Annotated in this window: 15 protein-coding genes; 3 read left to right on the forward strand and 12 right to left on the reverse strand. The window is 36.3% G+C overall.

Features of this window, described 5'->3' with window-relative positions; genetic code table 11:
* Positions 1-335: 335 nt before the first annotated feature.
* Positions 336-1,742, reverse strand: a complete 1,407-nt coding sequence (gene murC / locus AB1414_00995) for a UDP-N-acetylmuramate--L-alanine ligase (GenBank protein MEW6606013.1) — start codon at positions 1,740-1,742, stop codon at positions 336-338.
* Between the two features lie 31 nt (positions 1,743-1,773).
* On the reverse strand, positions 1,774-2,901 hold the full coding sequence (locus tag AB1414_01000) for an ATP-binding protein (protein MEW6606014.1): 1,128 nt from the start codon (positions 2,899-2,901) through the stop codon (positions 1,774-1,776).
* A gap of 181 nt (positions 2,902-3,082) precedes the next feature.
* Between AB1414_01000 and AB1414_01005 the strand changes: the two genes are divergently transcribed.
* Positions 3,083-3,232: a hypothetical protein gene (locus AB1414_01005; protein MEW6606015.1), complete on the forward strand. Its 150-nt coding sequence runs from the start codon at positions 3,083-3,085 to the stop codon at positions 3,230-3,232.
* A gap of 65 nt (positions 3,233-3,297) precedes the next feature.
* Here the strand turns inward: AB1414_01005 and murG are convergent, their stop codons facing one another.
* From murG to mraZ, 10 genes are all read right to left on the reverse strand, one after another.
* On the reverse strand, positions 3,298-4,371 hold the full coding sequence (murG, locus tag AB1414_01010; protein MEW6606016.1) for an undecaprenyldiphospho-muramoylpentapeptide beta-N-acetylglucosaminyltransferase: 1,074 nt from the start codon (positions 4,369-4,371) through the stop codon (positions 3,298-3,300).
* 21 nt (positions 4,372-4,392) lie between these two features.
* Positions 4,393-5,517, reverse strand: coding sequence for a putative lipid II flippase FtsW (gene ftsW / locus AB1414_01015; protein ID MEW6606017.1), 1,125 nt, complete (start codon positions 5,515-5,517; stop codon positions 4,393-4,395).
* Between the two features lie 25 nt (positions 5,518-5,542).
* Positions 5,543-6,910 (reverse strand): UDP-N-acetylmuramoyl-L-alanine--D-glutamate ligase, encoded by a 1,368-nt coding sequence (murD, locus tag AB1414_01020; protein MEW6606018.1) that lies wholly within the window; start codon positions 6,908-6,910, stop codon positions 5,543-5,545.
* 203 nt (positions 6,911-7,113) lie between these two features.
* A complete protein-coding gene (mraY, locus tag AB1414_01025; protein ID MEW6606019.1) occupies positions 7,114-8,211 on the reverse strand; it encodes a phospho-N-acetylmuramoyl-pentapeptide-transferase in 1,098 nt (365 codons plus the stop codon).
* 53 nt (positions 8,212-8,264) lie between these two features.
* The gene (gene murF / locus AB1414_01030; GenBank protein ID MEW6606020.1) at positions 8,265-9,614 is read right to left on the reverse strand and encodes a UDP-N-acetylmuramoyl-tripeptide--D-alanyl-D-alanine ligase; all 1,350 of its coding nucleotides are present in this window, start codon (positions 9,612-9,614) and stop codon (positions 8,265-8,267) included.
* A 66-nt stretch (positions 9,615-9,680) separates the two neighbouring features.
* Positions 9,681-10,271 carry a UDP-N-acetylmuramyl-tripeptide synthetase gene (gene murE / locus AB1414_01035; protein ID MEW6606021.1) on the reverse strand — a complete coding sequence of 197 codons (591 nt, stop codon included), beginning with the start codon at positions 10,269-10,271 and terminating at the stop codon, positions 9,681-9,683.
* Positions 10,272-10,288: 17 nt separating this feature from the next.
* The gene (locus AB1414_01040; GenBank protein MEW6606022.1) at positions 10,289-11,140 is read right to left on the reverse strand and encodes a UDP-N-acetylmuramoyl-L-alanyl-D-glutamate--2,6-diaminopimelate ligase; all 852 of its coding nucleotides are present in this window, start codon (positions 11,138-11,140) and stop codon (positions 10,289-10,291) included.
* Between the two features lie 40 nt (positions 11,141-11,180).
* Positions 11,181-11,639 (reverse strand): hypothetical protein, encoded by a 459-nt coding sequence (locus AB1414_01045; protein MEW6606023.1) that lies wholly within the window; start codon positions 11,637-11,639, stop codon positions 11,181-11,183.
* Between the two features lie 143 nt (positions 11,640-11,782).
* Positions 11,783-12,661 carry a 16S rRNA (cytosine(1402)-N(4))-methyltransferase RsmH gene (gene rsmH, locus AB1414_01050; GenBank protein ID MEW6606024.1) on the reverse strand — a complete coding sequence of 293 codons (879 nt, stop codon included), beginning with the start codon at positions 12,659-12,661 and terminating at the stop codon, positions 11,783-11,785.
* Positions 12,662-12,809: 148 nt separating this feature from the next.
* Positions 12,810-13,250, reverse strand: coding sequence for a division/cell wall cluster transcriptional repressor MraZ (mraZ, locus tag AB1414_01055; GenBank protein ID MEW6606025.1), 441 nt, complete (start codon positions 13,248-13,250; stop codon positions 12,810-12,812).
* 272 nt (positions 13,251-13,522) lie between these two features.
* Between mraZ and aroA the strand changes: the two genes are divergently transcribed.
* Both aroA and AB1414_01065 read left to right on the forward strand, forming a co-directional pair.
* A complete protein-coding gene (aroA, locus tag AB1414_01060) occupies positions 13,523-14,818 on the forward strand; it encodes a 3-phosphoshikimate 1-carboxyvinyltransferase (GenBank protein MEW6606026.1) in 1,296 nt (431 codons plus the stop codon).
* Between the two features lie 649 nt (positions 14,819-15,467).
* Positions 15,468-15,650 carry a hypothetical protein gene (locus AB1414_01065; GenBank protein MEW6606027.1) on the forward strand — a complete coding sequence of 61 codons (183 nt, stop codon included), beginning with the start codon at positions 15,468-15,470 and terminating at the stop codon, positions 15,648-15,650.
* Positions 15,651-15,672: the final 22 nt, after the last annotated feature.

Below are 15,672 nucleotides of genomic sequence, written 5' to 3' on the forward strand. Positions count from 1 at the left end.
TACTTGCCAATTTGATAAACTTGCAGGTCTTTCCTGAAAATCGGGACTCGGGACTCGGGGTTCGGGATTCGGGAAGGCTGGTAGCCGCAGGCTTCAGCCTGATTTCACCTGAACCATCAAACCATCAAACCCATTTTCATCTTCGTTTGTGCTCACTCCCTGTGGGCATGAGCGTTCTCCTGAAAATATCCGCAAGATTTTACCGCAGAGGATACAGATTTTTAATTTTTTATCTCCCACGCTGGCGGGATTAAGGGGTTAAGGAATTCTTTTATTCCCGAGTCCCGAGCCCCGAGTCCCGAGTCCCGAGCCCCGAGTCCCGAGCCCCGAGTCCCTTAATTTTCACCCCCTTTGTGTGCCGCAAGGACAGAGCTGTTTCTATATATTTCTATGATTTCTGTTCCTATCTTCCAAACATCGCCTGCACCGAGAGTGACAACAACATCATCTGGTTTTGCCACATCCAGTAAAAACTCGATTACCTCTGGAAATGAATTAATAAACATCACCTCTGGATAGTCTTGTTTAACCAAACTCTCAACGATTAAAGATGAATCCACACCTGGAATTGGTTTTTCGCCTGCGGGATAAATTGGCGTAACAATGACCACACTTGCGTCATTAAATGCCTGACCAAATTCCTGGGCTAATGCCTTTGTTCGTGTGTAGCGATGTGGTTGAAATACGGCAATAATTCGTTTTGGTTTTTTATGTTTAATTGTGGCTAAAGTTGCTTTTATCTCTGTTGGATGATGGGCATAATCATCGATGATGGTAATTCCATTAACCACCCCTTTAATCTCAAGTCGGCGATGCACCCCACCATAACTACTTAAGGCATCCTTGATAACAGATAAATCAATTCCTAATTCCAAACCCACAGCTACGGCGGCTAATGAATTACTCAAATAATGCACTCCAGGAATATTAACCCTGATTTTAGTTAATTTTTTATCATTTATCACTAATGTATATTCTGAATAAGAACCGTTAAGCACTACTTCGGTGGCTTTAATCTGTGCCTCCTGACTCAAACCATAGGATGTCCATTTCCTTTCTATTTTTTCCATTATATCATGGAGATTTGGACAATCCAGACAAAAGATTACCCGTCCATAAAACGGCACTTTGTTCATAAATGTAAGAAATGCAAGTTTAATTTCATCTAAATTCTTATAAAAATCAAGGTGTTCACGGTCAATATTAGTTACAACAGAGATGATGGGCGAAAGTTTTAAGAAACTTCCATCACTTTCATCTGTTTCTGCAACCATATATTCAGAATTACCCAATCGGGCATTACTTCCAATATCGTTAAATCTGCCGCCAACGACAACAGTTGGGTCGAATTCAGCTTTAGTTAAAATTAATGAAATCATTGAAGTTGTGGTTGTTTTGCCATGTGCGCCGGCAATGGCAATCCCATATTTAAGCCGCATCAACTCGGCAAGCATCTCCGCACGAGGGATAACTGGTATTCGCTTAGATTTAGCATACGCTACTTCCACATTATCCTCACTAACCGCAGAAGAATAAACTACAACATCTACATCTTTAATATTATTAGCATTATGTCCATAATATATTTTTCCACCTAACATTTCAAGCCTTTTTGTGGTATCACCGGGATGAATATCTGACCCACTTACCTGGCATTTCAGATTTAACAACACCTCAGCAATACCACTCATACCACTACCACCGATACCAATTAAATGTATATGTTGGCCTTGTTTAAACATCCTTGCTACCTCTTTTGTGTAAAAATATTTCTTATATAACAATTTCTTTTACAAATGATTTAATATATTCTTTAAATAAAGGGTCGCTTAATTCATATTGACCTTTATCTATTTTTTTCAAATAGCCTAACATTTCTAATTGAGATGTAATGTAATAAATCTGTTGTCGTTCTAAGTGGCGCAAATTATATGGGTTAGAATTACCTGAGGCGATAAAGCGGATTACTTCTAAAAAATTCTTCTTTGTTTTAAGTTTCTCCCATATTTGTTCAAAATATACTCTTTCAGTATTCAATGCTTCCTGGATGGCAATATCAATATCTTCTTTATTGATTGTTTGCCCATTTCTTAATAAGTAAATATTTTGGCAGAGTAATTGAGTATAGTAAGGATGTCCCCAAACCCTATCAATTATCTCACCAGCGAGTTCATCGGAGATAATGATATTTTCCTGGGAAAACTTAGATATAATATACTTAACTAAAGGTGCTTTAGGAAGTAAATCTAAATGGATAACTCGAGCAAATCTGAAAAATGCAGATTTAGAATTAGAGAATAAGTTAATCATAATACTTTCTTGACTTCCAGAGAAAACATAGACTACCTTTTCTTGCATTTGAAGTATTGCCCGCATCCTCTTTATTAACATCTCTCCATTTAGTTTAACTAAATCCCCAAATTCATCATAGACCATTAATAAATTAACATTATTTTTACTTGCATAATCTTCTGGAAATTGTAATGCCTCATCAAGTAACATTAATTCGTCTATCTTAGTTTCTCCGAATTTTAATATAAACTCGAAATCTTCGATTATCTGTTTAAATTCTATTCGCTTCATCCATTGACTTAATCCTTCTTTAATTGTTTTAACAAACTGACTAATTTTTTTATTTTCTATAACCGTATCTACAATCTTTTCAGCAAGTTCCTGTTTAGATATGACTCTAAATATATCTACATACCCACAAAGATATTTTTCTTGTTTTATCCTCTGGATAACTTCTAAGACTAAAGATGTCTTTCCATATCTTCGAGGAGCAATAATCGCAACACTTTGTCCAATTTTAAGCAATTGACAAATTTTTTCAATCTCTTTTTCACGACCGATTAAGTCATCTCCCCTAACCGGAATACCCACAGGGAAAAGTCTCTTCATCCTACACTCCTTTCTTCTGGTAATTGGTAACTGGTGAATGGTAATTAGTTACCAGTTACCATTTAACCGATTACTTACTTTGTAAGCGTTCAGGTGGTGTAACAAAAGGAGATGTGGAGATTAAGGAGATAGGGAGATATTATTAAAAAAATTGAAAATTAATAGAAACTAATAGAAATTTATGGAAATTTGTTGTTTTCCACAATCAATTTCTACCTATTTCTATAAATTTCAATCTATTTCTATTATCTTATCTCCATATCACTCTTATCTCCTTATCCCCTTTCGGACACTTTTGATATATAGCCTGGACGGTTACCTTACTTTATAATTTCGTGAAGCCCTATTAAGTAATATTCTACAAACAGAACACATCGACGAGGTTAATCTTTCTATTTAATTTCGAGAAACCCTATTTAAGGAATAAATAATATTAACCACATTTTGAGATGCATCTGCCGTTTTAAGCGGCTGATAATTTTCAGCCATTATTTTGAGTTTATCACGATTTTCGATTAATTCAATAATAATCTTGCCTATATTTTCAGATGATAGTTCTCTATCTTTTATCATTATTGCCGTTCCTTTTTCCACCAGAGGTCTGGCGTTATATTCCTGATGGTTATCTGTGGCATAGGGATATGGGATTAAAATTGCTGGCAAATTACAAGCAATAATTTCCGCGATGGTTGTTGCTCCGGCTCGACAGATAACCAAATCTGCCACTTGATACGCTACGGGTAAATCATAAAAAAACTTTTCAACGACTATTTTTACTTTTGATTTTGTTTCCTTTATGAATTGATAATCTTCCTCCCCGGTTGCCCAAATTATTTGTATTTTATCATCCGGGAGAAGATTTAGTGTTTGTTTCATCACCTCATTAATTTTATGTGCCCCTTTGCTTCCGCCAAAGACAAGCAAGGTAAATTTATCTCCACTTATCTCAAATCTCTTTAGTGCCTCCTGTCTATTTATCTGTCCAATCTGTAATCTAACTGGATTGCCTGTTAGCACGGTTTTTTTCGCGGGTAGAAATCGATTAGAATCGGCAAAACTAATGGCTATTTTATCGACAAATTTAGCCAGCAAGCGAGTGGCTTTACCAGGAATAAAATTTTGCTCATGAATAACGGTTTTAATCTTAAATAAGACTGCTCCTAAAACTACCGGAACTGAGGCATAACCTCCCATTCCCAGAACAATATCTGGTTTAAACTCTATAATATACCTTATCCCGACCAAAAAGGTTTTTATTAGTTTAATGAAAAACTTAATTTTATTTTTTACGGTCCAGCCTTCGACATCAAGCCCTTTAAATTTAAACCCTTGTTTTTGGATGACATCTGACTCAATCCCTTTTGTGGTACCTATAAATAAAATCTCGGTTTCTTGTTTTAATCTCTCGGCAATTGCCAGAGCCGGGTAGATATGTCCTAATGTCCCGCCGCCTGTAATTATAATCCGCATTTTACCCTATGCCTCTTCTACCTACTGATGCAATCTACTGGTAAATGATTGTTGTAACGAATACTTAGCGATATTTAAAATAATTCCTACTCCAATCATATTAATAAGTAAAGATGAACCGCCAAAACTAATAAAAGGTAATGGCATTCCTGTTGTTGGAACTACGCCTGTAACGACACCGATATTGAGAAGTGATTGCAGGATAATTAAAGCCGTTATCCCAAATGCCAATAATGAACCATAAGCATCTGCGGCTAAAAGACTAATTTTTAATCCCGCAAAGGCAAATAGTACAAATAGAATGATAACAAAGGCTGTTAGTAAAAATCCACCTTCTTCGCCGATGACCGCAAAGATGAAATCTGTGGATGATTGAGGCAAGTAAAATAATTTTAACTTACCTTCACCTAATCCCTGTCCATATAGTCCTCCAGAACCTAAGGCAATTAATGACTGAATAATGTGGTAACCTTTATGCTCGGGGTCTGCCCAGGGGTTTAAAAATACCATTAATCTTCTGGCTCGATATGGAGCACATTGAATTAAAAAATAAACTGTTGGAATAGCCAATAATACCAGCGCTATTAAATATTGCATCCTACACCCGCCGACAAATAAAATAGCCATTGTCGCCATACCTAAAAGAACAACCATTCCCAGATGAGGTTGTTTTAATAGAATTACGGAAACAAGTCCTAAAAGTAACAAAGGGGGCAGAAATCCTTTAAAAAGCCCCTGAAATTCTTTTCCTCGACGAACTATAAAATCAGTCAAATAAATGATAAAGATAATTCTCATTAATTCTGATGGTTGAAAACTTATAAACCATATTTTTAGCCATCTTGTTGCCCCACTTATCTCATATCCTATTCCAGGGATGATAGTCAGGCTAATTAAACATACCCCAAAAAGAAACAATTGCCAACTTTTCTCTTGTAACTTATGATAATTAAATTTCCAGGCACAAAAAAGTCCAATTAGCCCCATTGTCACCCAGATAAGTTGTCTTTTAAAAAAATAATATGTGTCACCAGTATGTTGTTTAGCAAAGATAGCACTGGAACTATAAATCATCAACACACCAATCCCCACCAGGGTAATCGTGATTAAAAATAATGCAATATCCACTCGTGATTTTGACGCCATATAATCCTCCTTGAGTGATTAGTAGTCAGTGAACAGTTTTACTTCCTATTCTTGCTACTTCTTCCTTGAATACTCGCCCTCTTTCTTCATAGTTTTTAAACATATCATAACTTGAGCAGGCGGGTGAAAAAAGGATAGTATCCTTTGGTTTAGATAGTTTATATGCTAATTCAACTGCCTCGTGTAAATTCTGGACTTTAAAGATATTATCAAAATGGACACCTTGAGCGATTTTATCCTTTGCTTCACCCAACAAAATCAATGTCTTTACTTTTGCTGATAACAAAGGGTCTAGTCGGCTATAGTCACATCCTTTGCTTCGACCACCAGCAATTAAAATAATTGGTTTATTAAAACTTTGCAAGGCAACAATGACTGAATCAACATTGGTTGCCTTTGAATCATTAATAAACCGTATGCCGTTAATACAAGCCACCTCTTCTATGCGGTGTTCGACCCCTTTAAATTCTCTTAATGTCTTTCTGACCACCTCTAAATTAATTTTAAGAATAGCACTTACTCCCAGAGCCGATAGGACATTCTGGAGATTGTGAGGTCCGATTAAGGCTATATCTTGAGTTTTGCATATCTCATTTTCTTCTCCTTCAAATCGGCTAACAATCTGATTTCCTTTTAGAAAGATACCGTTTTCAAAGTCTTTTTTAATCAGACTGAAAAAAATTGGTTTAGCCTTAGATTGTTGACTTACCTCCATAATACTTGAATCATCTGCATTTAGAACCATAAAATCATCTTTAGTTTGATTCTCAAAGATTCTTGCTTTTATTTTCAAGTAATCATTCAGGTCTTTATGTCTATCAAGGTGGTCTGGGGTAAAATTTAAAAAAACACTGATATTGGGTCTAAAATCTTTTATGGTTTCTAATTGAAAACTGCTTATTTCTACAACCACAAGATAATCTTTGTCAATTTTATCTATTGCCTCGGATAATGGATAACCGATATTGCCGGCGACGGTAACTTTTTGGTCAGCCGTTTTTAAGATTTCGCCAATTAATGTTGTAGTCGTTGTTTTGCCATTTGTCCCGGTAACCGCAATCACCCGATTTTGTGGTAAAAATTGATAGGCTAATTCCATTTCTGAGATAATCGGGATACCCAATTTTTTCGCCTTTTGTAAAAATGGAATCTCTACAGGAACTCCTGGACTGACAACGATTAATTCACAGTGGGGTAAAAAGTCTTCCTTATGTTCGTCTGTTTCTATTTCTATGTCTAAATTTTTTAATTGAGTAATTTCGTTTTGCAATTGTGAGGCTGGTTTTGAGTCAGAGATTTTTACCTTTGCCCCATATTTAAGTAACAATTTAGCCGCTGACAAACCGCTTCTCGCCATGCCAACAATAATTATTCTTTTATCTTTAATATTCATTTTCGTTCTTTTCTTGCAACCGTTCACCGCACAGACACAGAGACGCAGAGAAGAAAATTAAAAACTATTTACCAGATGCTTCATTCCATTCCTGATTTTCATCATGATTGCACCAATAATCTTTTCTGTTATCTGATTTATTTCTATATCTTCTCTGTAAACTCTTACGTCTCTGCGGTAAATTACCACCTAAACGGTTACCCTTACCTTAATTTCAAGGTACTTAAACTTAACAAGGTAAATATCCCGGCAATAATCCAGAATCTCACAATAATCTTTGGTTCACTCCAGCCTTTTTTCTCGAAGTGATGATGTAGAGGCGCCATATTGAATATTCGGCGTTTAGTCAATTTCATCGAACCAACTTGAAGAATAACCGATAAAGCCTCAATCACAAATAATCCGCCGATGATTACTAATAATAATTCATTTTTAATCAAGACAGCCGCTGTCCCAAGTATACCACCCAGAGCCAATGAGCCGGTATCGCCCATAAATACCTCTGCAGGATAGGCATTGTACCACAAAAAACCAATGGATGCTCCAATCAAGGCGGCAAGATAAATAGTTATCTCTCCTGCACCACTGACATAGATTATCTTTAGATAATGGGCGAATTTAAAGTGCCCGGCAAAATATGAGGCACCGACAAAACCAATTGCCGCAAATATTACCGCACCAATCGCCAGTCCATCCAGACCATCGGTTAGATTAACCGCATTGGAAGTGCCAACTATGACCAAAATGACAAATGGAATATAAAACCAACTTATATCTACCGGTGCTCCTTTAAAAAAAGGAATAGAAAGGGAAGTCCCATACTGCGAATGTATCGGATGATAGCACAGATAAATTGCCAACATAGATGCCAGGATAACCTGACCACTAAATTTATACTTAGCGACTAAACCTTCAGACCTTTGTTTGACTAATTTCAGGTAATCATCTATAAATCCAATTAGACCTAAACCTACGGTCATTTCTATAATTATCCAGGTAAATCGAATATCAAACCGCAACCAGAGAATTGAAGATACAACTAACGCAATTAGAATGATTATCCCTCCCATAGTTGGGGTTTCAGCCTTATGAATATGATTTTGGAGGTATTCTTTGCGAATGACTTGCTTAATATGTTTTTGCTTTAATTTTTTGATAATAAATGGAGCGATAATTAAAGATATGACTAACGCCGTGATAGCGGCATAAGCCGCCCGGAAGGTAATATATTTAAAAACCCTGAAGATGGAAAAACAAGTCTCTGGTTCGTATAACCATTCATAAAATATATGATAAAGCATTTTTTCCCCTCCTTTTGTTTGGTAACTGGTAATTGGTAACTGGTAATTGGTAATTAGTTACCTAATCCTTCTACCACTTCCTCTAATTTCATTCTCCTTGACCCTTTCACCAGAATAATATCTTCTAACTGAATGAGTTTTTTTAATTTAGAGATTATCTCATCATTAGAACCACATTTATAAACCTCTACCCCTCTTCTACAAGCCTCATCAGCAGATAAAGAGGCATTGTCTCCAATTGTAAATAAAATATTAATCCCATAATTGGCAATTTCTTTTCCTGTTGTTTGATGAAAAGATTGACTTAAGTCGCCCAGTTCCAACATATCACCCATAACCAGAATCTTTCGACCATCAGTTTGAATTTGACTTAATGTTTCAAGAGCACATTTCATTGAAGTGGGATTGGCATTATAGGCATCATTAATAATTTTTGTCCCGCCTGGTAAAGAACTTAATTCCATTCGACCATAAGGTGTTTTTAACTCACCATATCCTTTTTCAATCTCTTCAAAAGTCAATCCGAGGGCATAAGCAATCGCCGTTGCCGCTAAAATATTATAAACATTATGTCTTCCTAAAATAGGGATTGAGAGATGATAACGATTATTCAAAGTGAACTCGACTCCATTCATATTCTGATGCAGATTCTGGGCAGTAATATCCGCTTCATTATGAATACCATAGGTAATTAATTTGCCATTAAATTTTATTTTACTCAGATATACATCATCACGATTTAAAATAGCGATACCAGCAGGCTCTAAAATTTTCATTTTTTCGCTGGCGATATTTTCCTTTGTTTTCAGATAACCGATGTGAGATTCGCCAATATTGGTAATCAGAGCAACCGTCTGGTTAGCAATTTCTGAGAGATATTTTATCTCACCGGGATGATTCATACCTATTTCCAGAATCGCGGCCTGGGTCGTCTTATTTAGTTCAAACAGGGTTAATGGAACTCCAATAGCATTATTAAAACTACTTTTGCTTCTCAGGGTATTAATTTTTTTTGCAAGAAGTGTGACTGCCATTTCCTTAGTCGTGGTTTTACCATTACTGCCGGTAATGGCGACTACTGGTATTTTGAATTTCTGGCGATAATAAGCGGCTATTTTCCCCAGAGCAACTAATGTGTCGGTTACCTTGATAATGGTAATCGGTAATCGGTAATCGGTAATCGGTATCTCTTTAGATATTATTAAGCCACTGGCTTGTTTTTGCATCACCTCCTCAATAAAATTATGTCCATCAAACTTATCCCCTTTAAGGGCAATGAATAGGTCACCTTCACTGATTTGTCTTGAATCCGTAGAAATATCAGGAATCCAGGTATCTTTATTCCCTGAAAGTAATTTACCTTTTGTTACTTGTAATATCTCATCTACCTTGATTGGTTCCATTCAATACCTTTTTTCCCAAAATAGTAGAAAGTAGAGAGTAGAAAGAAAGAATCTCTCTACCCTCTACTATAAACTATTTACTAAAAAAGTTTCTACTATTTCTCTATCATCAAAATGTATTGTTTTATCTTTAAATATCTGGTAAGTCTCATGTCCTTTACCAGCAATGAGTATCAGGTCTCCTTGTTTTGCGTAATCTAATGCCTTAGTGATGGCTTGATTTCGGTCGATTACCACTTCGTATGCCTTACCTCCAATTCCTGCCTTAATTTCTTTAATAATCGCCTCCGGGTCTTCATTTCTTGGATTATCACTGGTAATTATCGTCCAATTACTCAGGTCTGTGGCGATTTTACCCATTTGTGGTCTTTTCTCTCTATCTCTATCTCCGCCACAACCAAAAATAGTAATAATTCTTTTTGGATTAAGTCTTTTAGCTGATAATATCACATTTTGTAATCCGTCCGGGGTATGGGCATAATCAATGACTACGGTAAAATCCTGTCCTTTTTCAACCAATTCAAATCTGCCTCTAACTCCAGATAAACTCTCAACGCCTTGTTTAATGGTTTGAATGTCTATTCCCTCAACTAACCCATATCCAATAGCCGCTAAGGCATTATAAACATTATACCCTCCTACTAACTTTAAATTTATCTGACTCGCCGTCCGTTTTAGTTCTGGATAGTAAAAAAAAAAGAGGTATTTTTCTTTGTTGACATAACCTTTTCGGCATAGATTTGTGCCTTATCAGATAATCCATAGGTAATTGTTTTGGCACAGGTATTGGCGATAATCTCCTGGCTGTGGGCGTCGTCTAAATTAATTATTGCTATCCCTTGAGGCTTTAATTCTTTAAATAATTTTATTTTCGCGGTTAAATAATTATCCATAGTCTTATGGAAATCTAAGTGGTCTTGGGTGAGATTAGTAAAGATAGCATAATCGAAGTCACAATTTGCGGTTCGAGAAAGGGCTAAGGCATGAGAGGAAACTTCCATAACGACATGAGTTGCGGCATTTTCTACTGCCTGGCAGAACATTTGTTGTAATTCTAATGCCTCTGGAGTAGTCTGTCCTGCAGGAATTTCTAATTCGCCTATTTTATAACTAATCGTCGAAAAACGAGCCGGTTTATAGCCTGCAGTTTTTAAAAGGGATTCAATAAGATAAGCAATGGTGGTTTTACCATTAGTTCCAGTAATACCAATTAATTGAAATTTTGAAGACGGAGAATCATAGAAGGTATCTGCGATTATGGAAGTTGCCTGGCGAGTATCCGTGACTTTGATATAAGTTACCGCGGATAAAATCGGAACATCCTCACATACCAGAATGGCTTTTGCCCCTTTTCCAATGGCTTCCTCAATATAATTATGCCCATCAACCCGAAACCCTTTTATACAGATAAATAAAGACCCAAAAACTACATTTTTCGAAGAAGTGGTAAGGTGGGTTATTTCAACATCTTTATTGCCAATAATTTGCTTTTCTTTTAATTTAGAGACTAACTTTTGTAAATTCATTAATTCCCCCCAGATTTTTTACCAATACTTCACTACTCCATTACTCCACTCTCCTTTTACTCCACGCCTCGGCTTTGTTAAGTTTGAAAAAGTTTATTCCGAATTTAAAAAGATTAATCGGTTTATTTTCAACTAAATACTGAGGTTGTGGTAAACAGACAATTTTAACCTCATCCGGGATAGTTAATCCCATCTGTCTTGCCATATTATCAATTCTGTCCGGCGAACGCAAACTTGAAATATCGACTAAAAGCATCCTTTGGAAATTCTCTAATTGATGCACTTTATTTTGAAGCAGAGATATGGTATAACCCATTGAGGTAATATGAATTTGGGTAAATACCCACATAAATCCGACTATAAATATTCCTATAATTGTCGATAAATAACTCCTGACAACTTTTTTTATTTCAGCTTTACGATGCCTTCCAAGTAGAACTATCAATTTATCCCCCTTCTTCTGAAACATATGCCAATAGGCTATTGCAATATCAGTCATTTTTTCCCTCCCTTTTTTTGGTAATTGGTAACTGGTAATTGGTAACTGGTAACTGGTAACTGGTAATTAGTTAGCAATTAACCGATTAGTTGCTTTTATCGTCCTTAATTTTAATATCGACATAAATGGTGTATAACTAAAGACTAAGTTTTTTCGATTACCCTGAGTTTTGCACTTCTTGCTCGCGGATTAACTTTTCTCTCCTCGTAAGTTGGTCTAATTGGACTTTTAGTTATAATTTTAGCTAATCCTTCCTTTGCCCATTTACGAAATTTGTGTTTCACAAGACGGTCTTCAAGTGAATGAAATGAAATAACTAAAAGTCTTCCGCCTGTTTTTAATAATAATATCGCCTTATCTAATGATTCATCCAGGACATCTAATTCCTGATTAACCGCTATTCTTAATGCTTGAAATACCTTTGTTGCTGGATGAATATTTTTATATCCGATAATCGGTTCAATGACCTTGATTAGTTCAAATGTTGTGTGGATTGGTCTGTTTTTAACAATTGCCTGAGCTATTTTCTCTGCCCGATGTTCCTCACCATATTTTAATATAATCTCTTTTAATTGATTTACCGACAGGGAATTAACTAAATCTTTAGCCGTAACCTTATTTCTTAAATCTAACCGCATATCTAAATCCGCATCAAATCTAAAACTAAACCCGCGTGTTTTTGACTCAAAATGAACTGAACTTACACCTAAATCATATAAAATACCATTAACAGAATCAATAGAGGCAGAAGCTCCCCCCCTTATTAAAATGGAATTGGCTAAAATCTCTTTTATGTTTTTAAAATTATCGTGAACAAAAATAATATTCTTCGGACCTAATCTCTTCTTAGCTATCTCCAAAATCTCCCCATCCTGCTCAATACCTATAATCTTACCACCCTTTTGTAAAATCGCCTCTGAGTGTCCTCCTTCACCTAAGGTGCAATCGATATAAATACCATCAGGTTTAACTTGTAGATATTCTAATATCTCATTTAATAATACAGGGATATGAGTATTCACTCTTTTAGTAGCGAGTAGTGAGTAACGAGTATCTAGGGAAATATATATTTCCCTTACTACTGGCTACTCACTTCTCGCCATCTCCTTATCCCCTCCCAGTTTCTATTAGTAGTGAGTCGTGGCTATATATTCTTCCCTCACTACTTTCTTAAATTCCCAGGTCTAAATTTTCGACATTTTCTTCATAAGTTTGCGAGATAGATTTGTAATGTTCTATCCAGACATCTTTATCCCATATCTCCATTTTTTCTATAAGTCCAATAATAATTATTTCTTTGGTTAAATTAGCCAGCTGGCGAAGTTTTGGAGGAATATTAAGCCTTCCTTGCTCATCTATTGAACATTCCATAGCATCTGCACAAAATTTACGAATAAAATTCCGCACCTCTTTCTTGCCCGTAGGTATTTCTTTAATCTTTTCTAATGTCTTAAACCATTCATCCGGAGGATAAGCCGATAAACAATTTCCCACTCCAGAAGTAATAATTATCTTCTTTATTCCCTTTTCCTCCAGCACCCGCCGATATGAAGCCGGCATAATCACCCGACCTTTTTCATCTATGGTATGAGAATATTCCCCGACGAACATTTTCCCATTTTCCTCCACTTTGTTCCAATGTCTTACTATTTTATACCTACGCGTAGATTTTTGTCAAGTGTTTTTTTAAAATTTTTTTAATTTTTTTTAACACCATAAAATAATGTGTATCCGAAGTTAATCCCCTACAATATCCAGTGGCTATGTAAAGAGAAAAATGGGGTTTGAGGGAAAAGTGCAAATTTTTAATTGACATTTTAGTTATAAATAGGATATAATACAGTAAAGAGTGAATTGTGACCACTTTCACTGAGTGAGGATTTATGGAATATTTAGAGATTACACCGACAAATAAATTAAGAGGAACAATTACCGTTCCTGGAGACAAGTCTATTTCCCATCGGGCAGTGATGCTTGGTGCTCTGGCTCAAGGCAAGACTACGGTTGAAGGTTTTTTGTTAGGAGAGGATTGTTTAAATACCATTAAGGCATTTCAATCACTCGGCATAGAGATAGAAAGAGATAATGCCTGTTTAACTATTTTGGGTCAGGGACTAAATGGTTTACAAAAACCCGGTGGGTTAATTGATGTTGGTAATTCAGGAACAACAATGAGATTACTCCTGGGGGTATTGGCAGGGCAGAGATTTGATAGTTGTCTGAGTGGTGATGAATCGATAAAAAGGCGGCCGATGCGTCGTGTGATTGAACCACTGTCACAAATGGGAGCAAAAATTGAGGCAAAAGAAGGCAATTTTGCACCACTGACAATTTTTGGGAATCCGGGACTTAAGCCAATTCGGTATCTTTTACCTATTGCCTCGGCTCAGGTAAAATCTGCTATTTTGTTAGCCGGGCTTTTTACCGACGGCGTTACGACGGTCATAGAACCAATGTCCTCACGCGACCATACCGAGCGGATGTTAAATTTCTTTGGGGCACAAATTATAAAAGATGATTTCAGTATTTCTATTACAGGTAATGTTCCGTTAAGAGGTGAAAGGCAGATTAAAATACCCGGTGATATTTCATCAGCGGCATTTTTTATCGTTGCGGCTTGTTTAGTTAAAGATGCAAAGATAAGACTTTTGAATCTCGGCATTAATCCTACTCGAATAGGGATAATCGATGTCTTAAAAAAAATGGGCGCTAATATCACCATTGAAAATCAAGAACTGGTCTGTGGTGAACCTGTAGCAAATATTCTTGTTAAATCAAGTTCCTTGAAAGCCACTTCAATTGCCGGAGCAATGATTCCAAAATTAATTGATGAACTCCCTATTCTAACTGTCGCAAGTTGTTTAGCCACTGGTAGAACTGAAATTCGGGAGGCAAAAGAATTACGAGTCAAAGAAACAGACCGAATAAAGTCTATGACCACTGAATTAAATAAAATGGGAGCAAAGGTTATTGAGGTAGAAGATGGATTAATCATTGAGGGTGTCCAGAGACTCACTGGAGCAGAGGTAGAATCTTATGGCGACCATCGCACCGCAATGTCCTTAGCCATCGCCGGCTTAGTTGCTCATGGCAAAACTAAAATCAATAATATAGATTGTATCCAGACATCATTTCCGGAATTTGAGCAGATATTGAAACAAGTAGTGCCCTGTCGTTGATAATTAGCCTGGAAACCTGGGGGCCAGACCTCTGTATATATCTGCGAGGAAAAATCTTGCGTCCCATTATCTGTGATTCAAACAGTAAACTATAGACATCAGACCTCAGACTAAAGCGGGCAGAAATTGCAGAAGAATGAAGGCTTGAGAGACCTGCCTATACTTCTGCTGGAAGAGTTGAAAGAGTAGAAAGAGTTGGAGTAAGGGTTCAGGTAGAATAAAAATAAGGAGAAAGGGAGAAGATGGAAAAGTGGAGATAAGAGTGGATAAAGAAATAGGGTTACTGGTAAATTTCGCAGACTCCAGGATTGATGTCCGAAAGGTGGAGCAAGAAAAAGTTTGAGCCATTTCTCCAATTCTCCCTTTTCCCCATTTCTCCTTGTTTACACTTCTAATGTATAGCCCTGAACGGTTACGAGTTGGAAGTGTTGGATGAGTTGAAGGAGTTTCTTCACCGACACTGTCACTACCATAGATAAGGCTTAGGAAAAATTCACGGAGTGAAGTTTTGAGGATGATTTCCCAAATGTCACTAATTTCCTACATAAATAGAGTCTATAGTCTTGTGTCTGATGTCCAATGTCTGAATCACAGGACAGGAGAAAATTTTATTGACATAAGATAAATTTTTTGGTAGAATATTTCTATAATGAGCAGTTCTAAAATACTTCCAGGCAGAGATTCAAATACTCAAGGCGTAGAATATCTTGAAATAATAATCACTAAGGAAGGTAATCTACAAATTTTGCCAATGAGTAAAAATACACTTCCTTTTTTAGAAAACCTCCTTTTTCCGCAAGAGGTTAAAAATAAAAATATTTTGTGTGGGTAAAAAAATGTTTCGCACTCCATGT

The organism is bacterium, from assembly GCA_040755795.1.
Taxonomy (GTDB): domain Bacteria; phylum UBA9089; class CG2-30-40-21; order CG2-30-40-21; family SBAY01; genus JBFLXS01.